General features: G+C 48.8%; 19 protein-coding genes. 9 read left to right on the top strand and 10 right to left on the bottom strand.

The window, feature by feature from the left end; translation table 11 throughout:
• Positions 1–311 precede the first annotated feature (311 nt).
• The 4 genes from SHEWMR4_RS05675 to SHEWMR4_RS05660 all read left to right on the top strand — a co-directional run bounded on the left by SHEWMR4_RS05675 (position 312) and on the right by SHEWMR4_RS05660 (position 6987).
• On the top strand, positions 312–1478 hold the full coding sequence (locus tag SHEWMR4_RS05675) for a metallophosphoesterase (protein WP_011621877.1): 1167 nt from the start codon (positions 312–314) through the stop codon (positions 1476–1478).
• Positions 1479–1725: 247 nt separating this feature from the next.
• Complete coding sequence (locus tag SHEWMR4_RS05670) at positions 1726–2520, top strand: substrate-binding periplasmic protein (protein ID WP_011621876.1); 795 nt, start codon at positions 1726–1728, stop codon at positions 2518–2520.
• 199 nt (positions 2521–2719) lie between these two features.
• Positions 2720–3832, top strand: coding sequence for an efflux RND transporter periplasmic adaptor subunit (locus tag SHEWMR4_RS05665; RefSeq protein ID WP_011621875.1), 1113 nt, complete (start codon positions 2720–2722; stop codon positions 3830–3832).
• Positions 3832–6987, top strand: coding sequence for a multidrug efflux RND transporter permease subunit (locus tag SHEWMR4_RS05660; protein ID WP_011621874.1), 3156 nt, complete (start codon positions 3832–3834; stop codon positions 6985–6987). Before SHEWMR4_RS05665 ends, SHEWMR4_RS05660 begins: the two co-directional genes overlap by 1 nt.
• Positions 6988–7069: 82 nt before the next feature.
• On the opposite strand, the gene SHEWMR4_RS05655 is transcribed toward SHEWMR4_RS05660, so the two are convergent.
• A complete protein-coding gene (locus SHEWMR4_RS05655) occupies positions 7070–8257 on the bottom strand; it encodes a multidrug effflux MFS transporter (RefSeq protein WP_011621873.1) in 1188 nt (395 codons plus the stop codon).
• A gap of 144 nt (positions 8258–8401) precedes the next feature.
• On the opposite strand from SHEWMR4_RS05655, the gene SHEWMR4_RS05650 reads away from it, so the two are divergent.
• On the top strand, positions 8402–9169 hold the full coding sequence (locus tag SHEWMR4_RS05650; RefSeq protein ID WP_011621872.1) for an AraC family transcriptional regulator: 768 nt from the start codon (positions 8402–8404) through the stop codon (positions 9167–9169).
• A 148-nt stretch (positions 9170–9317) separates the two neighbouring features.
• The gene (locus SHEWMR4_RS05645; protein ID WP_041408994.1) at positions 9318–9791 is read left to right on the top strand and encodes an NYN domain-containing protein; all 474 of its coding nucleotides are present in this window, start codon (positions 9318–9320) and stop codon (positions 9789–9791) included.
• Positions 9792–9847: 56 nt separating this feature from the next.
• Here the strand turns inward: SHEWMR4_RS05645 and SHEWMR4_RS05640 are convergent, their stop codons facing one another.
• The 7 genes from SHEWMR4_RS05640 to SHEWMR4_RS05610 form a co-directional block, all read right to left on the bottom strand.
• Entirely contained in the window at positions 9848–10339 is a 492-nt protein-coding gene (locus SHEWMR4_RS05640) for a group I truncated hemoglobin (protein WP_011621870.1), read from the bottom strand.
• A complete protein-coding gene (locus tag SHEWMR4_RS05635; RefSeq protein WP_011621869.1) occupies positions 10336–11214 on the bottom strand; it encodes a DUF3034 family protein in 879 nt (292 codons plus the stop codon). Before SHEWMR4_RS05635 ends, SHEWMR4_RS05640 begins: the two co-directional genes overlap by 4 nt.
• 66 nt (positions 11215–11280) lie before the next feature.
• The gene (locus SHEWMR4_RS05630) at positions 11281–13578 is read right to left on the bottom strand and encodes an EAL domain-containing protein (protein ID WP_011621868.1); all 2298 of its coding nucleotides are present in this window, start codon (positions 13576–13578) and stop codon (positions 11281–11283) included.
• Entirely contained in the window at positions 13568–14215 is a 648-nt protein-coding gene (locus SHEWMR4_RS05625; protein WP_011621867.1) for a methylamine utilization protein, read from the bottom strand. Before SHEWMR4_RS05625 ends, SHEWMR4_RS05630 begins: the two co-directional genes overlap by 11 nt.
• A gap of 269 nt (positions 14216–14484) precedes the next feature.
• A complete protein-coding gene (locus SHEWMR4_RS05620; RefSeq protein ID WP_011621866.1) occupies positions 14485–15762 on the bottom strand; it encodes an HD-GYP domain-containing protein in 1278 nt (425 codons plus the stop codon).
• 125 nt (positions 15763–15887) lie between these two features.
• Positions 15888–19037 (bottom strand): efflux RND transporter permease subunit, encoded by a 3150-nt coding sequence (locus SHEWMR4_RS05615; protein WP_011621865.1) that lies wholly within the window; start codon positions 19035–19037, stop codon positions 15888–15890.
• Positions 19038–19050: 13 nt separating this feature from the next.
• Positions 19051–20289, bottom strand: a complete 1239-nt coding sequence (locus SHEWMR4_RS05610) for an efflux RND transporter periplasmic adaptor subunit (RefSeq protein WP_011621864.1) — start codon at positions 20287–20289, stop codon at positions 19051–19053.
• A gap of 362 nt (positions 20290–20651) precedes the next feature.
• Here SHEWMR4_RS05610 and SHEWMR4_RS05605 point away from each other — a divergent pair, with 362 nt between their 5' ends.
• The gene (locus SHEWMR4_RS05605; RefSeq protein WP_011621863.1) at positions 20652–21272 is read left to right on the top strand and encodes a TetR/AcrR family transcriptional regulator; all 621 of its coding nucleotides are present in this window, start codon (positions 20652–20654) and stop codon (positions 21270–21272) included.
• Positions 21273–21360: 88 nt separating this feature from the next.
• On the opposite strand, the gene SHEWMR4_RS05600 is transcribed toward SHEWMR4_RS05605, so the two are convergent.
• Positions 21361–21789, bottom strand: a complete 429-nt coding sequence (locus SHEWMR4_RS05600) for an OsmC family protein (protein WP_011621862.1) — start codon at positions 21787–21789, stop codon at positions 21361–21363.
• Between the two features lie 203 nt (positions 21790–21992).
• On the opposite strand from SHEWMR4_RS05600, the gene SHEWMR4_RS05595 reads away from it, so the two are divergent.
• On the top strand, positions 21993–22811 hold the full coding sequence (locus SHEWMR4_RS05595; RefSeq protein ID WP_011621861.1) for a substrate-binding periplasmic protein: 819 nt from the start codon (positions 21993–21995) through the stop codon (positions 22809–22811).
• Between the two features lie 15 nt (positions 22812–22826).
• Here the strand turns inward: SHEWMR4_RS05595 and SHEWMR4_RS05590 are convergent, their stop codons facing one another.
• Entirely contained in the window at positions 22827–23720 is an 894-nt protein-coding gene (locus tag SHEWMR4_RS05590; protein WP_041408992.1) for a LysR family transcriptional regulator, read from the bottom strand.
• A 131-nt stretch (positions 23721–23851) separates the two neighbouring features.
• Between SHEWMR4_RS05590 and SHEWMR4_RS05585 the strand changes: the two genes are divergently transcribed.
• Positions 23852–25108, top strand: coding sequence for an adenylosuccinate synthase (locus SHEWMR4_RS05585; protein WP_011621859.1), 1257 nt, complete (start codon positions 23852–23854; stop codon positions 25106–25108).
• Positions 25109–25261: the final 153 nt, after the last annotated feature.

Below are 25261 nucleotides of genomic sequence, written 5' to 3'. Positions count from 1 at the left end.
ATTTACAATGCCGTGCATTTAAAACTCGTCATTTAAAATGAGTCAGAATAATTTATTCAGAAAATAACCGTACAAAACCCGCTTAAATCAAACCTAAGACTAACGCGTTAAAAATATGCATAAAATAGTACTAGCCAAAATTTATCTGTCTAAAATTGACATCAAATTCCAATACCTATTTATCGATATTTTCAGGTCCAAACTTTTTCAACATGAAAATATCCCATCTTTATACCCCTTGCCGCATCCAATTATTAACATTATGCTAACCACCCCAAAATAGGCGGCGTAAACGATAAGAGGAACATCGAATGCACATACTCTCCGAACGAGGCGTCAATCACATGAAATGCCCATCACAGGATGTGTTTTCATCCGCATCGACCAAAAAACGCAGCACTATCGCCGCTCATGGAGCCTTGCTCTCTCTGCTCAGCTTATTTTCCGTTGCCACCTATAGTGCAGAGCCAAGCCCAACAGCATCGGCCGTAACAGATGGTCCCTATGTGTTTCTCGATCAGGGACAAGAAAATACCGCCTATTGGATCTGCCAGAGTGAATTAAAACAAACCCCTATCGCAAACAACCAATTAGCCCGCCCTAGCGATTGCGGTAACTTGCCACAACCAGTACGTCATAACGAGGCGCCTCAGGTTGAAGCCGATACTTATACCCATGCGGGTAAAATTGTGGCCCTGAGCGATGTGCATGGCCAATTCGATGTGATGATTAACTTGCTTAAAGCGCACAAGATTATCGATGACCAACATCATTGGGCCTTTGGTGATGGCCATATGGTGATGACGGGCGATATGTTCGACCGCGGTCATCAAGTGAACGAAGTTTTGTGGTTTTTATATGAGCTAGATAAAGAGGCCCAAGCCGCTGGTGGTCGTTTACATCTACTCATGGGCAATCACGAACAAATGGTGTTTCGCGGCGACTTACGTTATGTGAACGAACGTTATCAAACCTCCGCGCAACTACTCAACCGCAGCTATGATGCACTCTACAACAAAGACACCGAAATCGGCCGTTGGCTTCGCAGTAAAAACACAATGGTAAAGATTAACAATCTGCTGTTTATGCACGGTGGGATAAGCCCTGAATGGGTCGAGCGCAAACTCAATATTAGCGATGCCAATCAGTTATTTCGTCAACATTTAGACGATAAAAAAGAAGATTTAAAACAAAACGACCTGTTGAACTTTCTGTTTTTCACTAACGGTCCCACTTGGTACCGTGGCTACTTCAAAGATGTGCTTAACGAGCAAGAAATTGACCAAATCCTGAACTACTTTAAGGTCGACCATATCATTGTCGGTCATACCTCGCAGGATCGTGTTCTTGGGCTTTATCATAATAAAATCATCGCGATTGATAGCAGCATTAAGAATGGTCAGTCAGGCGAACTACTACTCATAGAGCAAGATAAACTCACTCGCGGTATGTATCAAGGTGAGCAAGTGCCACTTTAAAGTACGGCTATCAAATAAAAATCTCACTCAAGTATATAGTGCCGCACTACAGAATGAAGGGCTTATGAGGTTTACCCATAGGCCCTTTTTACATCTTGAGTCCAATAACTCAGTTGTATGCCTCCTTGTATTTTCCTCTTAGATTAGGAAGAGTTACCAGCGTAGTTATCACCAGAGAAAATTCCCACTCAAGGTCCAAACTCCCCCTATACTCAGCAAAGTGACTCCGTGTTTTTAAGGGGCGAGTATGGACTTCAAGTCGCTAATCAAGATTAGCCTTGTATTACAGCTCTTAGGATTATCCGCACCCAGTTTAGCGGGGCGAGATTTAACATTGGTGGCGACCAATTACCCTCCCTTTTATAGCAGTGAGTTAGCCGATCAAGGCGGTGTCGCCCTCGTGGTCAAAGAGGCTTTTAAACGTCGCGGCTATAATGCCAGTGTCAAATTCTATCCCTTTGCGCGGGCAGCCTTGCTAGTCAAAACTGGCCAAGCCGATGGCATTATTGGCCTTTGGTATCGCAAAGAACGTGAGCAATGGGCGCACTATTCCAATCCCATTCAGGCCGTACAGATTGTGTTCTATAAACGTAAGGATAATCCCTTAAGTTTTAGTCAATTAAGTGAGCTAAAGCCCTTCACCATTGGCATTGGCCGTGGCTACGCCAATCCGCCCGAGATTGCCGCAGCAGAACTCACCACTGAGGAAGGCAGTTCCGATGAGATGAATCTTAAGAAATTGTTTCTAAAACGCATCGACTTAGTGCTAACTGGTTACAACCTTGGCCAATATTTAATCAAGCAACATGGCGATGAATATCTCGATGCCCTTGAACAGGTTGGCGAGCCCATAGCAACTGAGGTATTCCATTTAGGGGTATCGTTAGCGATTGCCGATCAGGCCACCTTAGTCGATGAGTTTAATAAAGGATTGGAAAGCATGGCCCTGGATGGCCGCCTTGGCGCGATTTTAAGCCAATATCCGCAAATTCAATCCACCTTAGATCCGATAGAGAAAATACGAACACAAGCACATCCTTAGTAACAGAACTCGGCTATCTTAGCCACTTCGAACGGGGCGGATGAGATTGCCATGGGGTGTCTCGACACAAAACACAATTTCTTTCACTTTCGAGTGCTTAACTTTACAAACTTTTACCCACCTGATGACGGTTATTCACTAGAATAGCGCCATTAGTGCATTCGCCTGTTAACCGTCTTTGTGCGAGATAATTATTCCAATGAAAAAAACCATAATAGCCATTGCCTTAGTTGCTGCGGTTGCCGCCGCTGTGAGTTTTAGTGATGTACTGCAAGCGGCCAAACCCGAAAGCGCGCCCCATTTAATGCGTACAGTACCTGTGGTTACCGGAGAAGTGGTTGAACATCCGCTAACACAATCGATTTCACTGATTGGTAAGCTCGCTGCCGATCGCGCTGTGGTAATCGCGCCGCAAGTCACAGGCAAAATTAAGCAAATCGCAGTGACATCAAACCAAGCGGTCAAGAAAGGCCAGCTGCTTATCGAACTCGATGACATGAAGGCCCAAGCTGCGGTGGCCGAAGCCAATGCCTTTTTAAATGATGAAACCCGTAAACTCAGGGAATTTGAAAAACTCATCAGCCGCAACGCCATCACCCAAACAGAAATTGATGCGCAAAAGGCCAGTGTCGATATCGCCAGAGCACGACTCGCCTCGGCGCAGGCAGACTTACACTATCATTCATTGATCGCCCCCTTTGCCGGCAAAACCGGGCTGATTAACTTCAGCGAAGGTAAAATGGTCAGCATAGGCACTGAGCTGATGACCTTGGATGACTTATCCAGCATGCGACTCGACCTACAGGTGCCCGAGCATTTTCTGTCACAGTTAAGTATTGGTATGCCAGTCTCGGCCACCAGCCGCGCTTGGCCAGGTGAAACCTTTATCGGCAAAGTGATCGCTATCGATCCCCGCGTGAATGAAGAAACCTTAAACTTGAAGGTCCGCGTACAATTTGAAAACGCGAAAAACCGCTTAAAACCCGGCATGATGATGTCATCGACCATCACCTTCCCACCGATTTCCGCCCCAATTGTGCCAGTACAAGCCTTAGAATATTCAGGCACTAAGCGCTATGTGTATGTGGTTGGCGAGGATAAAATCGCCCATCGCACCGAAGTGGTTTTAGGCGCACGTGTGGGTGATCAAGTGCTTATCGATTCTGGCCTCAAGATTGGCGACAAAGTGGTAGTGCAAGGACTAGTGAATATGCGCGATGGCTTAAAGATCAATGAAGTCGTGCTCGAAGCCAATAACAAGACTCAAGGTCCTGCCGCTAAATCAGACGTCAACACCGCGGAGATGAAATAATGTGGCTGTCCGATGTTTCCGTTAAGCGCCCCGTCGTCGCGATCGTTTTAAGCTTATTGTTGTGCGTGTTTGGTTTAGTGTCCTTCACTAAACTGTCGGTACGAGAAATGCCCGATGTCGAAAGCCCAGTGGTGACCGTCAGTACCAGCTACTCAGGTGCCTCGGCCGCGATTATGGAGAGCCAAATCACTAAGACCCTCGAGGATGAACTTACGGGGATCAGCGGCATCGATGAAATCACCTCAACCACCCGTAATGGCAGCTCGCGGATCACAGTGAAATTCCTCCTCGGTTGGAACTTAACCGAAGGCGTGAGTGATGTGCGTGACGCAGTGGCCCGCGCCCAGCGCCGCCTGCCTGAAGATGCCAACGATCCTGTCGTCTCTAAGGACAATGGCTCTGGCGAGCCCTCTGTCTATGTCAACTTAAGCTCAAGCGTAATGGACAGAACTCAGCTGACCGATTACGCCCAGCGCGTATTAGAAGACAGATTTAGCCTCATCAGCGGCGTGAGTTCCATCAGCATCTCGGGCGGTTTGTACAAGGTGATGTACGTTAAGCTCAGACCCGAGCAAATGGCGGGACGCAATGTTACTGTCACCGACATTATTAACGCACTGCGTAAAGAAAACGTTGAAACCCCAGGCGGTCAAGTACGTAACGATACCACTGTAATGTCTGTGCGCACTAAGCGACTCTATTACACCCCGAAGGACTTTGACTATTTGGTGGTTCGCACCGCCAGCGATGGCACGCCTATCTATCTTAAGGATGTGGCGGATGTGGCCGTTGGCGCCCAGAACGAAAACTCCACCTTTAAGAGCGATGGTATCGTTAACTTAAGCTTAGGCGTCATCACTCAGTCCGATGCGAATCCTTTGATTGTGGCGCAGGAAGTCCATAAAGAAGTCGATAGAATTCAAGACTTTCTCCCCGAAGGCACAAGCCTAGTGGTGGACTTTGACTCGACCGTCTTTATCGACCGCTCAATTAATGAGGTATACAACACTCTCTATGTGACTGGCGCCCTTGTGGTATTAGTGCTGTACATCTTTATCGGCCAAACCAGAGCGACCCTCATCCCTGCGGTGACTGTACCTGTGTCGCTGATTTCGGCCTTTATTGCCGCCAATATGTTCGGCTACTCGATTAACCTCTTGACGCTGATGGCATTAATTCTCGCCATCGGTCTTGTCGTTGACGATGCCATCGTGGTGGTAGAAAACATCTTCCACCATATTGAGCGCGGTGAAGAGCCGCTGCTCGCCGCTTACAAAGGCACGCGGGAAGTAGGTTTTGCGGTTGTGGCCACCACAGCAGTGTTAGTCATGGTGTTCCTGCCGATTTCCTTTATGGAGGGCATGGTCGGTTTACTCTTTACCGAGTTCTCGGTGATGCTGGCGGTATCCGTGCTGTTTTCTTCACTTATCGCCCTGACGCTGACACCAGTACTGAGTAGCAAACTGCTCAAGGCCAATGTTAAACCGAACCGTTTTAACCGTTTCGTCGACAGTGGTTTTGCCCGCATGGAAAAGGTTTACCGTGTTGGCGTGACTCAGGCGATCCGTTTTAAATGGTTGGCGCCACTGGTGATCCTCGCCTGCGTTGGCGGCAGTGCCTGGTTAATGCAACAAGTGCCCTCACAGTTAGCACCGCAGGAAGACCGCGGCGTACTGTTCGCCTTCGTAAAAGGCGCCGAAGGCACTAGCTATAACCGTATGACAGCGAACATGGACATAGTCGAAGACCGATTGATGCCCCTGCTCGGCCAAGGCGTGTTACGTTCTTTTAGCGTTCAAGCCCCCGCTTTCGGTGGCCGCGCTGGCGATCAAACAGGCTTTGTGATCATGCAGTTAGAGGACTGGGAACATCGCCATGTCACGGCGCAACAAGCTCTTGGCATTATCAGTAACGCCTTAAAAGACATTCCCGACGTGATGGTTCGCCCTATGATGCCAGGCTTTAGGGGCCAATCGAGTGAGCCAGTACAATTCGTCCTCGGCGGCTCAGATTACGCCGAGCTGTTTAAATGGGCGCAGGTATTAAAAGAAGAAGCCAATGCCAGTCCTATGATGGAAGGCGCGGATTTAGATTATGCCGAAACCACGCCGGAGCTTATCGTCACCGTCGATAAAGAACGGGCGGCGGAACTTGGGATCAGCGTCGACGAAGTCTCGCAAACCTTAGAAGTGATGCTCGGCGGTCGCAAAGAAACCACCTATGTCGACCGAGGCGAAGAGTACGATGTGTATCTGCGCGGCGATGAAAACAGCTTTAACAACGTCGGCGATTTGAGCCAAATCTATATGCGCTCGGCCAAGGGCGAATTAGTGACGCTCGATACCCTAACCCATATCGAAGAAGTCGCATCGGCACAAAAACTTAGCCATACCAATAAGCAAAAATCCATCACCCTCAAGGCCAACATCAGTAAAGGCTACACCTTGGGTGAAGCCTTGAAGTTTTTGGATAATAAGGCGATTGAGTTATTACCTAAGGATATTTCCATCGGTTATACTGGCGAATCTAAGGACTTTAAAGAAAACCAGAGCAGCATCTTAATCGTGTTCGGTTTAGCGCTCCTAGTGGCTTATCTGGTTCTGGCGGCGCAATTTGAAAGCTTTATCAACCCCTTAGTGGTGATGTTTACCGTGCCTATGGGGGTATTCGGTGGCTTCCTTGGCCTGTTGGTTACCAGTCAAGGCATTAACATCTATAGCCAGATTGGGATGATCATGTTGATTGGTATGGTGACTAAAAACGGTATCTTAATCGTCGAGTTTGCCAACCAATTGCGTGACCGAGGTTTAGCCCTAGATAAAGCCATTATCGACGCTTCGACTCGTCGCTTACGCCCCATTCTGATGACAGCCTTCACCACCTTAGTAGGTGCTGTGCCGCTGATCTTCTCATCGGGCGCAGGCTCTGAAAGCCGGATTGCCGTAGGTACTGTAGTGTTCTTCGGTATGGCCTTTGCCACCTTTGTGACCCTGTTCGTGATCCCGGCCATGTACCGCTTAATCTCGGCCGCGACCCATTCACCGGGTTATGTTGAGGCAAAACTCGAAGCGGCCATTAAGGCTCAAGAATTAGCTGCGCAAGAATTAGCAGCGCAAGAGGCTGCCAAACAACAGGAACAAACAGCCAAAGCCTAGCGCGATACAGTAAAGCGAAACGGCATAAGGTGTTTGTTAAAATCATAAAGCCAAGGGACTCATTGCCCCTTGGCTTTTTTATTTAAGTCTGAGAACCGCTCCCTCTTCGCCCAGTCAAGCTCTTCAAGTTAGTCAAGCTCGTCAAACCAAGCCCCACACAAAGCAGCGCCGCGAAGCTAATCACGCCCCCAAGATGGCTAACCATGCCTGCAGCGCCTAAACCTAGCCCCAACAGAATGTAATAAAACAGTCCAAACAGCGCGCCAGCAGAACCAGCATAAGCGCGGTAGTTTGCCAGCGCCGAACTGAGTATGTTCGGAATCGCTATCCCATAAGCAATCACAATCAACAGCATGGGTAGTAAGAAGTAAACATTATCCAAGCCAATATCTGTCGATTGGAACAGCCAAATACCAAGTCCTCCGAATAGTGCAATAAGGCTTGCTAACCGCACTAATAGTGCACTGGAGTAACCTCTGCCTAGTAATAGTTTATTAAAATAACTGCCAAGGAATGCGCCAAGGCCCAATAACAACCCACTCATCCCGAAGGCAAGCGTCGACAATCCTTGCGCCTCAAACATAAATGGCGCCAATGAAAAGTAGCTAAACCACATCAAGTTAAATGAGGCCACCAGCAAGGTGTTTTTAATTATCCCACTGTCGGTAAGCATCTTGATAGCTAACTCAACTATCGCGATTTTTTGGGTATGTGCAGGCCTCGTTTCGGGCAAAGATTTTAACGACAAAAACAACAACACTATGGCAGAAACCATCAGGGCGACAAACACACCTTGATATCCCCAATAAGCACTGAGGAGACTCCCCAATAGCAATCCGATAATCGGGCTGATCCCAAGAGACATGCCCATCACCGAAAAGACTTTGGCCAATTCCTCCCCGCTGTAACTGTCACGCATCATGGTTTGAGTAATGACAGAGCCAACCGCGGCACCAAAGGCCGATAATATGCGCGCCAGCAACAGCAGAGTAAAGTCGCTAATCATCAACGCGAAGGCTGAACCAATGGCATAACAGACTAAGCCCGCAAGCATGGCGTTACGGCGACCAATAATGTCAGCTAAACGACCCCAGCAAAATACGCCTACAGCAAAGGCGATGAAGTACACGGATAAGGTTTGCGAGGCGCTGGTAACAGACACCGCAAAGTTTTCTGCAATATTTGGCAAAGCCGGGCTATAGATGGTTTCCATAATTTGCGGAAACATCATCAACAGCACGCACAGCCAGAGTGGTGGTTTTATTTTCATGATTTTTATCTGCGTTTTAGCCTTTCAGTGTTAACCGATAAACCAAAACGGCGCTCCATACTTGTCAAAGAGGGCGCAGTATAGATAGGATCCCCAAGTGACAATTAACGACACTTAGACAAAAAACATCAAAAATAAGACAACATGGCCTTTATTCAACCCGAGCAGCAATTTAATCCCGATGCCTTAGACAACCTAGTGATAGGCATTGCCGCCGAAATTGGCGAACATGACTCAGGCGTACATCAGCATCGCAAGGCTCAGCTGCTCTACTCATCGGCGGGATGTATGCGGTTTACCTTAGCCGATACTCAAGTCGTATTGCCGCCAACCCGTGCAGCTTGGCTGCCCGCAGGTGTGGTACACCAAGTCACAATGCGCGATGTAGTGGCCTATCGTTCACTCTACTTTGAGCCTGAAACCGTGGCGTCTTTGCCGGATAACGTCACGATTTTCCATGTGAATCCGTTACTCAAAGCGTTAATCGACACTATGTCCTTTTGGCCTTGGGACAAATCCAGACACAGCCAGCACAATGCCTTTGCCCTGCTGATTGAAGAGTTACTCCATGCGGATGCACAGAATTTAAGCTTACCCCTGCCCAAGGACAAACGGCTGCAGAACTGGCTTAAGCAATTGCAACAACAGCAAAAAATCCCCGCCAGCTTGCAAGACATGGCCATTGAAATCGGCGCCAGCGAACGCACCATCAGCCGTATTTTTAGCAACGAAACGGGCATGGCTTATCAGGCGTGGCGGCAGCAATGGCGCTTGCTATCAGCTATTGAGCAATTAGCTGCGGGCGCCTCGGTGGCGCAGGTAGGATTTAACTTACAGTTTTCCAGCGATAGCGCCTTTATCAGCTTTTTTAAACAATATACCGGCACCACCCCGGCGCAATATTTTAGATAAACAACAATTTAAACTAGCTAAAAATCCATTAAGCGCAGCTACACACGGCTACTCCCTTTTAGACCCATTGCAGTTTTGCCTGCTCGCGCCATTCGCCGCCTTGCTGTGCTATAGTGCGCAGAGTCACCCAACTGATAACCATAATCCCTTGAAAAGAATCGCCCTCTTTGTCGACGTGCAAAACATCTACTACACCTGCCGTGAGGCTTATCAGCGCCAGTTTAACTATTGCAAACTCTGGCAACAGTTAAGCGCGCAGGGTGAGATTGTCAGCGCCATCGCCTACGCCATTCATCGCGGGGACGATGGCCAGTTAAAATTTCAAGATGCGCTGAGACATATTGGTTTTGAGCTAAAACTTAAGCCCTTTATTCAGCGCAGTGATGGTTCGGCAAAGGGTGATTGGGATGTGGGCATCACCATAGATGTGCTGGAAATGGCGCCCGAGGTGGATACTGTAATCTTGCTGTCTGGCGATGGAGACTTTGCCCTTTTGCTCGATAAGATAAGGCAAAAATACGCCATCGAGGCTGAGGTGTATGGCGTGCCCTCCCTCACGGCAAAATCTCTGATGGAGGCGGCTAGCTGCTTTCATCCGATAGAAGAGTCATTGTTACGTTAATGCCAATTTATCCCCAGCCTTAACTGCATCACCCACACGAACGAGTTAGCGAGCCGTTACTGATACGTCACCTCGGAATACATGGGCGCAAGGCGCTTCAGCAGCGCATTGCGGGTCGATGTTGAAATATGCTGTTCCTTCATCGATTCAATCAAATGCCCGACTAAAGCATCAAAATCGGCCTGAGTGATATTCAAACCTTTATGGCTGTCTGCCATGTTTTCGCCTTGATAGACGCAGCCACCATCCGTGACAGCGCACAAATGTTCGATAAGACGCTCGCGAAAGATGGCAATATCCGTTTCATCGAAGTGGTGCACAATGCGGGGATCCCGCGCGATACGCGCAAGCAAGCCATCAACGATAGCCGAAACGCCCGAATCATCACCGAGGGCCTGATACAAGGTTGTAGGACTGGCGTTCGCACTAGGTGATGGGGTGTTAGGATCAGATTGGGCGCAGCCAGCAAGTAAAACTGTCGAGATTGGAAGTGCTGTGATTAAAAGTGCCGTGGTTAAGTGTGCGAGAAACTTGCGAAAATGACTCATAGCGCGCCCTCCAACGACAGATACCAGCCCTGCTGATGCTCAAAACCCGCAATGCAGCCTAAATCGGCATAGGCCGTGACCACTGACAGATGCTTATTGATAAACCAAGCTAAAAATATGTCCTGCCAATCATCCTCTCGAGCAAATCCCAGTTCGTTCGGTTTTTGACGATATTCAATACCCAGTGCCAGATTATCGGTGAGCAGTAACGCAGCAGAGGCTTCCAACATAAAGTGGTAATCGTTACTGGCCTCAGTGCCAAACCCTAATAAGCCAGTTTGATTGGCTTTGGTCGCGCGCACTGTGGCATTGAGTAACAAATTACGACCCGCTACCGTATCAAAAAACACTTTACTGGCTGCGGCATATATATCTAAACCCCAATCATCCCGCGCGCCAACCGCCTGAGGAAGGCTAAAGTCATCCACTTTTTTATACTGTGCGCCCAAGGTGATTTGTGGCATGGCGGTATATAACAACTCGCCGGCAAGCTTGTATTTGAACCCCACAATATCCTGGCCAAGCTCGCCGCCCAGAGTATCCAAGTCAAAGGTTTGCCTTGCCAAACTGAGCTCAAACCGATTGTCATAACTTAACGAGGCGCCCATCACTTTTAGCGTAAAATCATCGACATAAACACCCGTGGCCATGGCCGTTGCCGACCACTCATCACTACTGCCATAACCGTTGATCACGGCCCAAGGCACTATGCCACCGCCAGCACTGCCCTCTATCATTGACGCGCCGCCAGTGGCGATCACACGGCTACCCTCAGCCACAACTGGCGCAATGCCACCTAACCAAAGCGGGCAAAACAGACAAAGCAGCGCCCTAGTATAGCGCCGAGTCGATAAGCTCAACTTCATTGTGTTCATGGACATACTCACTCAATACGCGATTGCTTGCATTAGAGGGCGATGATGACGCCAGTCGGCGTTTTCTTATTTGCTGCTACTATTAAATGCTTCAAACCACTGGTCAAACTCAGCCGCTTTTAACGGCTTGGAATACACATAGCCCTGGATCAGATCGCAGTTGAGATGACGAAGAATATCAACACCTTCTCGCTCTTCAACACCTTCAGCCACAACGCTAAAACCGAGGCCATGGATCAATTGAATGCTGGTATTGACTATCATGGCATCCTGACTGTTCAAGTGCATATTCTGGATAAAGCTACGATCAATCTTCACTTCATCAACGGGTAATAATTTCAAATACGCCAGTGATGAATGTCCGGTGCCAAAATCATCAATCGCAACCGAGACCCCCATATCGCGGAATCGTTGCAAGACCCCCACAACGGTTTGCGCATCTTTCATCACGGCGCCTTCGGTGACCTCGATGCAGAGTGCACCGGGTTGCAGATGATTGTCCTTTAACAAGTTGGCAATTTGATTTGGTAAACGAGTATCCAGTAAATCGTGGGCAGACAGGTTAATCGCCAACTTCAGCGCTAGGCCCTGCTGCTGCCATGTCACCAACTGTTTGATGGCCTGCTTCAATACCCATTGGCTGACAATATCAATGTTGCCAGAGTTTTCAGCGAGTTGAATAAACTCATCCGGCGGGATAAAACCCAGAGTAGGATGTTGCCAACGGATAAGTGCTTCGGCACCAGTACATTGATTGAGCGGCAAATTAACCTTGGGCTGAAACACCAAATAGAGCTGGTCCTGCGCCAAACCAATAGGCAAATCACGGATAAGTGTGAGTTCTCGCTGGTACTTTTCATCGTCGCCCTCACGATAACTAACGATTCGCAGTTCCTGAAGGCAGGCCTGGTTGAGGGCAATTTCGGCGCGGCGCAGCAACACATCAATGTCGGCACCATTGGCATCAATTTCGAGCAGCCCTGCTCGCACCGTCAGCGAAATATTGGAACCTTGGATAGGAAAGGGAGCTTCTAGCATATCCAAGAATTTCAGTAATTGATCGCCCCCAATTCCTTGGCGATACAAGAGCAAAAACGAATCACCATCCAATCGTGCCAGCATATCGGCTGTGGGCGCCAGCTGTTCCAAACGGCGGGCAAACAGCAGCAATAAGCTATCGGCGTTAGCAAAACCGATAATGTCGTTGATATGGCGAAAATGCTTGATATCCAGCAATACGATAGTGCCAGAGAGATCTTGGTTAAGATCGGTTAAATGCTGTTTTGCCGCGAAACGATTCAGCAAGCCTGTCAAACTGTCGTGGCGCGACTGATACAGCAAATCCTTTTCGCGCGCCTCAATATCCTCCCGCATCAAAGACAAACTGTTGGCCAATACCCGCAATTCCGCAGGCGCCCCCTGAATGCTCTCAGGCTGCAGTCCCTGACCAATTTTACGGGCATACTGCACCAATCGATGAACGGGCTCAGTCAAACTGCCCGACAACCAAATGGCAATGGCAATCGCCAATGCCAGCGTCAACGCAAAGATCAGCAGCATGTTATTGCGTAAATGCAGATAACTTTGCTGCCACTTGAGGTTTGACTGGTGCAGCAGCGCCAACTGGCGACCATTATGCTCATATAGCTTGATTGCCATGGATAAGTAGTCCGCAGGAATATACTCGCTGGGCATAGTTAACAGGCTGGGGAAGCGGTTTTTCTGCGCAAGCACACTCTGCTGTTCGGCGCTGGATAAGGTGGAGGCGATTTCAGTCCTGCCATTGGTCTGATTAACAAAGCTAACATCAATCCCTGTGATGGCTTTGGCTTGGCTAGCCACTTTTTCATCTAACAAAAAGCCCATACCAACCCAGGCTATCAGAGTTGGCGCCTTGACTGGTTGAAGGACAAACTGATAACTCGCATGGTCAAAATCGAGAATCGCCAAGGCATTGGTATTGCTGGTGGCCAGTTCAAATAGGGATTGAATATCATCCTGCGTAAGCCCTGGCAGGCTTGAGGTTAACAGTTCCCCCTTGGGTGACAACAATATGGCTGCATCTGCACCGATACGGGCACCATGATTGGATAATACCGACGCTATCGTTTCTTGCTCTCTGGTCGCAATCGCGCGCTTAAAACCAAAATCGGCGCTGAGCACAGATAAGCTTTGACTGAGTTGAGCACCGCGATTCGACAACACTTCGAGAAACACATTCGCGCCGATTTCAAGGCTCTTTTGTTGCTGTAAAAAGTTATCTCTCTGTGTTGCCGTCAACACTGAAAATGCCGTGGCTAACTGCACTAGGGTCAGCACAGTAAAGAAAACTAAAATCAGTCGAGCACGGAAACTATTTAGCATCGAAGGATCCAAACCCCGATGGCGGAGCCGAAGGTTTTGCCTGACGCTCGACATCCAATGCCAGCGTGAGTGTTTGAGTCTCGGCAGCCAAATTGAGGTCCTTAGGCTCAGACATGGCCTTCTGCCATGGATGCCAAAGTTTGATTTTATAATGACCGGCCATAAGTGCCTTGAATTGGATCTCTCCTTTTTCGTTAGCCACCGCCACAATGGGGCTATCTGCAACATAAATAAAGGCTTGCATATAATCGTGAATATTGCAGCCAAGCGCCACTAGGCCAGGTTTATCAAACAGAATAGGCGCTTCGGCTTTACCCACATAGAGTTTCAACTCGAACGGCTTGGCCTCGGAAAAGGAATACACATGGTGGCGGGTACGATCCAGATTAGGAAAATCTACTTTTGCTCCTCTAGGAACTGCCAGCACAAAGGGGATAAAGGTACGGTTTTTTTGTGACATTTCATAATGATCAGTAATGGTCGTTTTATCGGGCATCACATCAGGGATAAGTTCCACAACCGCATCGGCCAGCGCCACTTGTTGCGAGTCTACCACCTGAATCTGGAGGTCTGCGGCCATACTCATGGGCACCACCATACAGACTAACAAGGTAAATACAGCGCGATTTAATATCATTGGTTACCCCAAACGAAAGGTGACGGCAAGAGTGCTGCAAGACATAGGCATATCTAGTCATACGATATCAGTATAGGATTTGGATCTGCGTGGTGTTGAAAATCATTCATTTACCGAGAATCCGCCCCAATCTAGCAGAATTAAAACAGGAGCAAGGCTTATCGCCCAACGGCCGTTGTGCTAACGGGCAGCAGAAAGATGAAAACACCACACTTAAATAGTGCTAAAGCACCGACAGTGACTAATTTAGAGTCACCATTTGCTCAGCTTTATAACTTGATGTCCTCATACTCTTGCGTCGAGAGTTGATAAAAATTATCGGCATCGGCTAGCAATACATCATAAACGTTCGAGTCCAACTTACCCTGTTGAACCATTGGCAACATAATGTCCAGCACCTCACTTAAGGACAGGGAGCCACGGTAGGGTCGCTTTTGGGTTAAGGCTTGAAACACATCGACGAGTGCAAGGATCCGCGAAGGTAAATCTAACTGTTCTTGTCTTTTTCTAAAGGGATAACCCGAGCCATCGAGACGCTCATGGTGGTTTGACGCCCACTCACCAATAACAGACTTAGGAAAAAAGCTCTTTAAGGTGTGGTCGGTATCGACTGTGTGGCGCTTCATAATTGAGTATTCCTCCTTGGTCAGCTTGCCTTCCTTATGGAGTAATAAATCGGGGGTTTTGAGCTTGCCAACATCGTGTAACAGCCCAGCCACATACAATAACTCGGCATCGGTATCCGATATGCCACAATCCTTAGCGACCAGTTTTGCCAGCAGTGCAACCTTGTCCGAATGATGAAAAGTAAAGGGACTCTTGGCATCGACAATCCGTGCCAAAAATCTTGATATCTGCTTAACGCCTTCGAGATCAAGCTGTTTGTCGTACAGTTGATTCGCTTCAAACTCGAGGGCCATTTGCTCGATATGGACAGCCTCCATGTTGTACCAAAAGCCGTCTTTACTGACTAATTGGCACATGGCCGCCACCATATTAGGCTCGAACAACACGCCACTGTGGGCTAGCAAATTATCCGCAACCAACCCTTCATGGAGGGTAATTAGCTCTTGGTGACAACCATGGGTATAGCGCGCCCGCAGAAAATCGGTCCGATCGGCCAGAAACACCAATGCAGCAAGATCACGATCAAACTCAGGAATATGCAGGGTTTGCAGCTCAAGCCAAGGAGTGTGGTGATACAGTACGATTAAGGCGAAACGGTCAAGTATGGGGCATTTCATTAAGGCCTCATACCCACGGCGGCTGTGGGAGGTGGCATCTTCTGGCTGCATTAATTTGAGTAGGCGTAAATGCTCCTCGGAGGAAGACACGCCACAGTCATGGATAAGCCCCGCAAAATAGGCAAACTGCTTCTTTTCATCTGACCAACCCAACACATTGGCGCATTCATAGGCCATATAGGCCACTCGATGACCGTGGTGTAAATCATCCACGCCGACAAAATCCAATGCCGTCGCCACGGCTAACAACGCATGCCGAACATCAATTTTGATACTGATTTCCTGAGGCTGAAAAGCATTCATCGTATTTACCTAATTTAACGCACTGATCTAACTATAGTTAGATCAGTTATATTTAGCCGCTAAAGCCGAAAAAAAAGACCTGCATTTGCAGGTCTTTTTAAGGTTAACAGCTTAAATAGGCTTAACTATTGAGCCGTTAGCGCTTCCGATTTACGGCGACCGCGTTTAGCGAGGGCGTAGTAAAATAGCGGCGTCAGGATCAAACCAAACAGTGTCACCCCTATCATACCGGCAAATACCGCTACCCCCATGGCCTGACGCATCTCGGCGCCCGCGCCCGTTGAGAACACCATGGGCACCACCCCCATGATAAAGGCAATAGAGGTCATCAAGATGGGGCGTAAACGTAAGCGCGCCGCCTCGAGAATCGACTCCATGACTTCCATACCATGGTCTTGTTTTTCCTTGGCAAATTCGACAATCAGAATCGCGTTCTTGGTCGCTAAGCCCACGAGGACGATAAGACCAATCTGGGTGAAAATATTATTATCGCCGCCATAGATAAGCACGCCACTGAGTGCCGAAAGCAAGGTCATTGGAATGATTAAGATAATCGCCAATGGTAGACTCAAACTCTCGTACTGCGCCGCCAGCACCATAAACACCAGTAGGATCACCAGAGGGAACACTAACAAACCAGTGTTACCGGCGAGGATCTGCTGATAGGTCAGCTCAGTCCACTCGTAGGTCATGCCTATCGGCAAAGTCTCGGCGAGGATTTTCTCAATCGCTGCCTGCGCTTGGCCCGAACTCACACCGGGTGCTGGGCCACCGTTAATCTCAGCCGTGGTGAAACCGTTATAGTGCATTACACGATCTGGCCCCGCGCTCTGACTCACATTGATAAAGGAGCCGAGTGGGATCATATCGCCATTAACATTAGGCACTTTTAGCTGACTAATCTGCTGCGGGCTTTGACGGAAGGCTTCGTCGGCCTGCATATTCACCTGATAGGTTCGACCGAAACGATTGAAGTCGTTGACATAGGTCGAGCCCATATAGGTTTGTAATGTCTGGAAAATTTGATCGAGCGACACTGCCTGCTGTTTCGCTTTAGTCCGATCGATATCCAGTTCAAGTTGTGGCACGTTCACTTGATAGCTGGAGAAAATCCCCGCTAATTGTGGATCGGCCCACGCCTTGTACATTACTTGTTGGGTCACCTGATACAAGGCCTCATAACCAAGGTTGGCTCTGTCTTGAATTTGCAGACGGAACCCTCCAATAGTGCCGAGGCCTTGCACAGGTGGCGGCGGGAAGATGGCAATAAACGCATCCTGAATACCAGCAAATTGCTGATTTAATTGGCCGGCAATCGCATTAGCCGACAGTTCAGGACTCTTACGTAACTCAAAATCATCTAGGGCAACAAACACCACGCCCGAGTTAGGACTATTGGTAAAACCGTTGATACTCAGACCGGGGAAGGCAATAGAGTGCGCCACACCGGGGTGATTTAAGGCGATGTCGGACATTTTCTTGATCACCGCATCGGTACGCTCGAGTGAGGCCGCATCCGGTAATTGGGCAAATGCCACTAAATACTGTTTATCCTGTCCTGGCACATAGCCCGTTGGGGTATTTACAAATTGCACGCCCGTAAGCGCAACCATACCCAGATACACCAGTCCGATAATGCCGCCAAAACGGATCACCTTACGCACTAAATAGCCATAACCCTCTGATGCTCGGTTGAATAAGCGATTGAATGGCGTAAATAACCAACCACCAAACAGCTTATCCATTAACCGAGTGAGCGCATCTTTAGGCGCGTCATGGCCCTTGAGTAACAATGCCGATAACGCTGGGCTCAAGGTGAGCGAGTTAATGGCCGAAATAAAGGTCGAAATCGTGATAGTCAGCGCGAACTGCTTATAAAACTGCCCGGTTAATCCGCTCATAAAGGCGGTCGGAATAAATACCGCGGCCAACACTAAGGTGGTTGCCACAATCGGCCCAGTCACTTCCTTCATGGCTTTTTGTGTTGCGGCAATGGGGCTTAAACCCGAAGCGATATTTCGCTCCACGTTCTCTACCACCACGATGGCATCGTCGACCACAATCCCGATGGCCAGCACCAGACCAAACAGCGACAACGCATTGAGCGAGAAGCCCATCAAGTGCATAAAGGCGAAGGTACCCACCAAAGACACAGGCACGGCCACCAGCGGAATAATCGAGGCGCGCCAAGTCTGCAGGAACAGCACCACCACGAGCACCACTAAGAGCACGGCTTCGAGCAGGGTTTTCACCACCGCATGGATAGAGCCACGCACAAACACAGTCGGGTCGTAGACAATCTCGTATTGCAGCCCTTCTGGGAAAGACTTCGCCAGTCTTGCCATTTCGGCGCGCACATCATCGGAGATTTGAATCGCATTCGAGCCTGATGCTTGGAACACTGGGATCGCTACCGCGTCTTTGTTATCCAGCAATGAACGCAGCGCATAACTCGTTGCACCGAGCTCTACACGGGCCACATCCTTAAGACGGATCACCTCACCGTTTTGACCGACCTTGATGATAATGTCTTCGAATTCTGACAGTTCAGTCAGACGACCCTTAACGTTAATCAAGAGTTGGAAGTCGGCATTACCACTAGGCTGCGCCCCTAAACTGCCCGCTGCCGCTTGTTGATTTTGCTCACGTACGGCGGCGATAATTTCAGCTGGCGACATGCCAAGCGCCGAGACTTTATTGGGGTCAAGCCAGATCCGCAGACTATATTCGCCCGCACCGAATAAACGCACCGCGCCCACGCCTTTGATGCGTGCTAACTCATCTTTTACGTTGAGCGCCGCGTAGTTAGACAAATACAGCATGTCATAACGGTTATCCGGCGACAGTAAATGCACCACCATGGTTAAGTCTGGCGATGATTTTTCGGTCACAATCCCTAGGCGTTGAACTTCCTGCGGTAAACGTGGCATAGCACGGTCAACCCGGCTCTGTACTTGGGTTTGCGCCCTGTCCACATCGGTGCCAATGGCAAAGGTGATGGTCAAGGTCATGCGTCCATCGGACGTCGCCTGCGATGACATATACAGCATGTCTTCGACGCCGTTGATTTCCTGCTCTAAGGGCGAGGCAACCGTTTCAGCAATAACTTTAGGGTTAGCGCCAGGGTAGTTGGCGGTTACCACGACCGTCGGAGGCACCACTTCAGGGTATTCGGTAATGGGTAATTGCCAGACGGCAATCGCCCCTGTGATAAAAAATAGCAGCGAGAGAACGGCTGCAAATATCGGTCTTTTAATAAAAAACTGCGACAACATTCTGTTGGATTCCTTAACCGCGGCTCGCTACTTCAACGTCTGGGGTGGTGATATTTTCTTGATGTTTATCAAGCAGTAATTGAGCTTGACGAAGCGCCTCTAGCTGTTCGCTGTCGGCCATATCAACCAGGTGTGGCTCAATTTGCATCTTAGGACGAACCCTTTGCATGCCATTGACGACGATTTTGTCGTCTGCCGCTAAACCTTGCTTAACAATACGTAAACCTTGAACTTTTTCACCTAGGGTGACGCCGCGATACTCCACAGTGCCATCGTTTGCCACCACTAACACGAACTTATTGTTCAGATCCGTGCCCACGGCTTTATCGTCGATTAAAATGCCGTCGTAGGCGCCGCTACCGGCGGTACGTAATCTGGCGAACAGACCAGGGAGCAAGCTGTTGTCTTCATTGCTAAACGTGGCACGTACTCGAATAGTGCCCGTCTGTCTGTCCATCGAATTATCGACAAAGTCCACTAGGCCTATGTGTTGATATTCGCGCTCGTTGGCCAGTGCCATATACACGGGATTGTCGCCAGCACGAGGGTCTTTACGCTTTTTCTCGGCGGTTAACTTGACGTATTTCAGATAGGTTTGCTCATCCACATCGAAGTAGGCATACATGCTGGCTGTCGACACTAAGCTGGTTAACACACTCTGCCCCGCAGACACATAGTTACCCGCGGTGACATTGGCGTAGGAGGCGCGGCCATCAATCGGTGCGCGCACTTGGGTGTAATCTAAGTCCAGCTCGGCGCGCAGCAGCGCCGCTTTTACAGAGGCTACGGCCGCCGTGGTTTGGCGTTTGTTAGACTCGCGGGTATCGAGTAATTCTGCAGATACCGCCTTTTGGGCAAAGAGTTTGCGGGCACGTTCTAAGTCGTTAGTGGCCAGTTGCTCAGCAGAGAGCGCGCTAGCAAGATCTGCTTTTAACCGGGCCACTTCCGCTTCAAACACACTCGCATCGATATGGAATAGCACATCGCCTTTTTTCACTAAGGCGCCTTCTTTAAAGTTGACCGAGGCAATATAGCCAGACACGCGTGGCACTAAGGTCACACTTTCTGGCGCCTGCAAACGGCCAGTAAATTCATCCCACTCGGTAACGCGCTCATGCAATACCTGCGCGACATCGACCTTAGGTGCCCCCGGTGCTTGCCCCTGCTGGGCTTCGGGTTCACCACAGGCCGAAAGGACAAACGCCGCCACGGCAGTCAACATCAATATCCGTAAAGGTTGGTTACTTTTCATCTTACAATCCTCATGTGGCAGGCATTTATCTCGTTTAAAACAGACATCAGTGATAACACTCGGTCAAAACCAATAAATACCGACTGGTAAAAAATATTGTGTACTGAGCGGTAATATATAGTGTAAAATGACCCTGTCAACAGATTTTTGTACCGATAAGTATTTAATTATTTGTGACAGCTTAATAAATAGCTAGTTAAGCCTTTGAGGTGATTAGCCGCCGATAGCGTGCTATGTGGGCTCGAATGGACGATGTATTTTTGGGGGAGTAACTCACCTAACCCGCAGACAGCAGGCAAGTGTGGCTGGACATGAACTAAACCCATGTCTATCCTAGGGGCAATTGAGAATTGAGGAGCCTAATGATGTCAACCGTCACCCAGACGCCCTGTGTAGGTCGCCCGCGAGCCTTCGACGCCGACGATGCATTAGCTAAAGCCTTGGAAGTCTTCTGGCGAAAAGGTTTTGAAGGTACATCGTTAACCGACCTAACTCAGGCCATGGGCATTAACAAACCCAGCCTGTATGCCGCCTTCGGTAACAAAGAGCAGCTGTTTCTGAAAGCGATCGAGTTATACGAGCAGCTCCCTTGTGCGTTTTTCTATCCTTCCCTTGAAAAAGAAACCGCCTATCAAGTGGCTGAATCCATGCTCTATGGCGCAGCAACGAATTTGGTGGATAAGAATCACCCTCAAGGCTGTCTGATAGTACAAGGTGCCCTCGCCTGTAGCGAAGCAGGGCAAGCCATTAAAGAGACTTTAATCACCCGCCGCCGTGACGGTGAACAGGCACTATGCCAACGTCTGCAACGGGCAAAGGATGAAGGCGATTTACCCGCAGATGCCGATCCACTGCTGCTGTCTCGATATATAGGCACAGTGCTGCAAGGCATGGCAGTGCAAGCCACCAATGGCATATGCCCCGGAGAATTACGTAAAGTCGCCGAGCTAGTGTTAGCCAACTTTCCGAAAAATAATGCGTGATAGTGCGACTAGCTGATAACCATTGACATAAACCCCAGCAAACTCTGGGGTTTATGCTTTTAAGCCGCTATCGAAATTAATCTTGAGATTAGTGCTGAACTTGGTGAGTGACTAAACTTGGGCGCAGCAGATTGTCGTGGACAGGGCAACGGTTACAAACAGTATCTAAAAACTCGCTCTTTTGTGCATCGGTTAAGTCAGCATCAATGCTGGCATTGATGGCAATTTCTTTAAATCCCACAGGATCATCCGAAGGCTGGCCTAGTAATCCCGCCGAATTCATCACGGCTCTGACATGCACATCGAACTGGTGAATGGTGATATTTCGCTCACGCGCAACCATCTTAGCAATCGCCGAAATACAGCCTCCGAGCGAAAATAAAAAAGTCTCTAAGGGATTCGCTCCTTCATTGGTCGCGCTGGGTTGATCGATAATCAGCAAATGCTCACGCACCTGCGCCGTAACCTTCCAACCGCTTCCCATATGTGTGGTGACTTCAACGACTTTATCCGCCATGACTTACTCCATTAGTTTTTTTTCAATCAGATTATTCTAATAATTAAAAAACCAAAAGTCACAACTTAAGATCACAGTTTTATGGCCTAACTCGTTTTGTCATAAACAATCTCGGCCACATCACAAATCGCAAAATGATTAGGTTCGTTATAGGCACTTATGATATAAATTTCCGATTAGGAATAGGATGATATGGAAGTAAGATGCGTGTTTGCAGCCCAACAAGGAATGAATTTCAGCGAGTAATAAATAACCCGCTGACGTTGTTGACTGCGGCTTGCCTATTTTTATTCTCTGCCACAACCCACTCCTCCTTTGCCCAAGAAAGCCAAAGTAACCCACAAGCCGTAGGACATAGCATCACCTTAGCCGCCGAAGACAGCTGGCCGCCGTTCGCCAATCAGTTTGGCCAAGGGATCTCCCATCGCCTTATCGCGGCGGCATTCAAGCAATCTCAAGTGGAAGTCAACAGCCTAGTCGTGCCCTATAGCCGCGCCCTTATGATGGCCGAAAAAGGTGCCGTCGATGGAGTCTTTAACGTGACCCGCGAAGCGAGTACTGAGCAACGTTTTGTGTTTGGTAACACGCCGCTATTTGTGGCGAAAGCCTCTTTTTATCAACGCAAACAACGCCCGCTCATCGCCGCCAATAAATGGGAAATTCCCAAAGGCAGCATAGTCGGGGTCATAAAAAGTTATGAGTATGGCGATGAGTTTCCCGAACTGGTGAAACAGCGCCAACTGAATGTCATCACGGTCGCCAACCAACAGCAACTGATTAATCTGTTGATGATTGGCCGAATCGATGCGGCGGTCATGTTCGACTTAGTCGCACAGGAAAACCTGCAAAAAATGGGCGTCAGTGACGATGTGATCCCCGCCTTTAATAACCATAGCAGCGAGATTTATCTGGCCTTTTCGAAGGAAAACCCCAAAGCCGCACAACTCGCTAAAGAGCTGGATCTGGGCTTAACCCAGTTAAAAGCCAATGGACAGTATCAACAACTGCTTAGCACTAAGTAACCTTTCAAACCGCCATTAGCTGCCTTGGGTACGGATAATCTCTTGGTTCACCCAATGTAGCAGCTGCTTAATCGCCTTCGATAGGATCTGATTCTGCCGCACTATGTAACCCAAACTGGTGCTCGGGAACTGTGGCAATGGCGTGACTTTACTCTTTAAGTGCGTCTTAGTGTAAATTGAAAACTCAGGCACAATCGCTACCCCAAAGCCCGCCTCGGCCCAATCGATTTGCGCATCCACACTACCGACTTCCATGATCCGATAACGGGGTAAATTTAAGGTCGGTAATGCGGGATCGAGCAACTCGCGGGTACGAGTATCATGGCCGAGCAGAATCAAAGTCGGCCGCTCCGCGTGGGGCATATCATGGCTGGCTTGGCTTTGCTGCCACAGCTGCAAATTATCCCCAAGGGCACACCATTTGATTTGCTGTAACTCGGTAAAATGCAGCGGCTGACTCTCCTTTTGCGCGATCACAAAGCCTAAATCCGCCTCGGCATTAGTCACTAATTCTGAGGCTTGGGAAGACGTGGTATTGAGCAGGGAAAAATCAATCCCGGGGAATTCCGCTTTAAATAATTGAAATGGCTGAATAAGCAGCAACCGCGAAATGATATCGCTGGCTGCTATGGTCAAGGTGCCTTGACTGAGATCGTTGATGGCATTGAGATCCGCCTGACACACTTGCAGCTCCATCAAGGTCTTCTGGCTACTCTCGAGTAAACGAAACCCCGCCTGAGTTAGCCTAAACGGATTGCGCTCAATCAACTTAACTCGAGTATTCTGCTCCAGTTGTTTGATATGCAAGCTGACATTAGGCTGCGTCATATGCAGCGCTGCTGCCGCTTTTCCGAAGTGCTTACACTCGGCTAAGGTCACGAAGGTCTTTAACCAATGAAGTTCCAGCATCGCATTCATCTCCATCCATTCAGCTCACCCTATGATATATGATTTCCTTATCACGACGATAACTATAATTAATTTCTCTTATTCATTAAGCAGGTCTAGCATAATCGCTTAATTCCTGTGGAGATGATGTTATGCCGTCTATCGTAGTTGTTGGTGCAAATTGGGGTGATGAAGGCAAAGGCCGAATCGTAGATTATTTAGCCGCAGATGCTGCAGCGAGTGTCCGCTTCCAAGGCGGTAACAACGCAGGTCATACGGTCGTTAACGACTTTGGCACCTTTAAATTACACCAATTACCTAGCGGTATTTTCAATCCAAACTGCGTTGCAGTACTTGGCCCTGGCATGGTGATCAGCCCTGAAAAACTCAGTGTTGAAATCGCTGAAGTCGAAGCGGCTGGCATTGAAGTTAAACTGTGCATTTCTGACCGTGCGACCCTGTGCTTACCTATCCATGCACTGGAAGATACCTTAGAAGAACAACGTTTAGGCGATCTGGCCTATGGTTCAACCCGTCAAGGGATTGCCCCAGCCTATGGCGACCGCGTAATGAAGAAAGGTATTCTGGTTGGCTGGTTAAACCAACCCGAAGTGCTGCAAGAACGCATTCAATTTATGCTCGACTGGAAACTGCCCCAGTTAAGAGCACTGTACCCAAGCTGTGACTTTAGCCAAACGGCCGCCGAAATGACCCAATGGTTGTTGGATGTGACCGCCCCATGGCGCCCATTTATTTGCAACGTCACAGAGCCATTAAAAGCCTTACAAAAACAAGATGCTAACTTGTTATTTGAAGCGCAATTAGGCGCGGGTCGTGACTTGATTTACGGTGAGTATCCTTACACTACCTCTTCTAACGTGACGGCGGCTTTCGCAGGTCTGGGTAGTGGTTTACCGGCTCTGCGTCCAGAGCGTGTGATTGCGGTAGCGAAAGCTTTCAGCTCATCTGTCGGTACAGGCACCTTAGTGACTGCGATGGAAGAGCAGGATGATTTCCGTAAAAATGCCAACGAGTTTGGTGCAACTACGGGTCGTCCACGTGATATGGGTTACTTCGATGCGGTTGCAACTCGTAACGGTGTTGAACTGCAAGCAGCGACTGAAATTGCTCTGACCAAGATTGACTGCTTGACTGGCATGAAAGATTTGAAAATCTGTGTAGCCTACGAAGGTGAGCACACTGAAAACCCCATTTGGCCTCAAACTGCGGCATTAAGCCCAGTGTACGAGCAAATGGAAAGCTGGAGCGAAGACATCACTGGCTGTCGCACCTTCGAAAGCCTGCCAAAGGCGGCACAACATTATGTTGAGCGCATCGAAGCCTTAATGGGCGTGCGTGTGAGCATGGTGTCTGTAGGACCTGAACGCGACCAGATGATCATTCGCTAAGCGAAACGCTTTAGCCACCGATTACCCTACAAAAAAGCCATATTCGTTTCGGCGAATATGGCTTTTTACTTTGTATCGTCTAGCTATTCTCAATCCTAACCACCGAGTTTACCCACATCTTGGGTTTTGTTTAGCCCGATAAACCGCTAGACT

Origin of the sequence: Shewanella sp. MR-4, assembly GCF_000014685.1 — a bacterium.
Classification (GTDB): Bacteria; Pseudomonadota; Gammaproteobacteria; order Enterobacterales; family Shewanellaceae; genus Shewanella.
This window is presented reverse-complemented; position numbering and strand designations above follow the sequence as displayed.

Excerpts from the sequence above, each read along its gene's own strand:
- SHEWMR4_RS05655 (WP_011621873.1), bottom strand. The coding sequence starts at position 8,257 with ATGAAAATAAAACCACCACTCTGGCTGTGCGTGCTGTTGATGATGTTT.
- SHEWMR4_RS05615 (WP_011621865.1), bottom strand. The coding sequence starts at position 19,037 with ATGTTGTCGCAGTTTTTTATTAAAAGACCGATATTTGCAGCCGTTCTC.
- SHEWMR4_RS05610 (WP_011621864.1), bottom strand. The coding sequence starts at position 20,289 with ATGAAAAGTAACCAACCTTTACGGATATTGATGTTGACTGCCGTGGCG.
- SHEWMR4_RS05640 (WP_011621870.1), bottom strand. The coding sequence starts at position 10,339 with ATGAGTCATTTTCGCAAGTTTCTCGCACACTTAACCACGGCACTTTTA.
- SHEWMR4_RS05620 (WP_011621866.1), bottom strand. The coding sequence starts at position 15,762 with ATGAATGCTTTTCAGCCTCAGGAAATCAGTATCAAAATTGATGTTCGG.
- SHEWMR4_RS05625 (WP_011621867.1), bottom strand. The coding sequence starts at position 14,215 with ATGATATTAAATCGCGCTGTATTTACCTTGTTAGTCTGTATGGTGGTG.
- SHEWMR4_RS05660 (WP_011621874.1), top strand. The coding sequence starts at position 3,832 with ATGTGGCTGTCCGATGTTTCCGTTAAGCGCCCCGTCGTCGCGATCGTT.
- SHEWMR4_RS05595 (WP_011621861.1), top strand. The coding sequence starts at position 21,993 with ATGCGTGTTTGCAGCCCAACAAGGAATGAATTTCAGCGAGTAATAAAT.
- SHEWMR4_RS05650 (WP_011621872.1), top strand. The coding sequence starts at position 8,402 with ATGGCCTTTATTCAACCCGAGCAGCAATTTAATCCCGATGCCTTAGAC.
- SHEWMR4_RS05590 (WP_041408992.1), bottom strand. The coding sequence starts at position 23,720 with ATGCTGGAACTTCATTGGTTAAAGACCTTCGTGACCTTAGCCGAGTGT.
- SHEWMR4_RS05635 (WP_011621869.1), bottom strand. The coding sequence starts at position 11,214 with ATGAACACAATGAAGTTGAGCTTATCGACTCGGCGCTATACTAGGGCG.
- SHEWMR4_RS05585 (WP_011621859.1), top strand. The coding sequence starts at position 23,852 with ATGCCGTCTATCGTAGTTGTTGGTGCAAATTGGGGTGATGAAGGCAAA.
- SHEWMR4_RS05605 (WP_011621863.1), top strand. The coding sequence starts at position 20,652 with ATGATGTCAACCGTCACCCAGACGCCCTGTGTAGGTCGCCCGCGAGCC.
- SHEWMR4_RS05630 (WP_011621868.1), bottom strand. The coding sequence starts at position 13,578 with ATGCTAAATAGTTTCCGTGCTCGACTGATTTTAGTTTTCTTTACTGTG.
- SHEWMR4_RS05675 (WP_011621877.1), top strand. The coding sequence starts at position 312 with ATGCACATACTCTCCGAACGAGGCGTCAATCACATGAAATGCCCATCA.
- SHEWMR4_RS05665 (WP_011621875.1), top strand. The coding sequence starts at position 2,720 with ATGAAAAAAACCATAATAGCCATTGCCTTAGTTGCTGCGGTTGCCGCC.
- SHEWMR4_RS05600 (WP_011621862.1), bottom strand. The coding sequence starts at position 21,789 with ATGGCGGATAAAGTCGTTGAAGTCACCACACATATGGGAAGCGGTTGG.
- SHEWMR4_RS05670 (WP_011621876.1), top strand. The coding sequence starts at position 1,726 with ATGGACTTCAAGTCGCTAATCAAGATTAGCCTTGTATTACAGCTCTTA.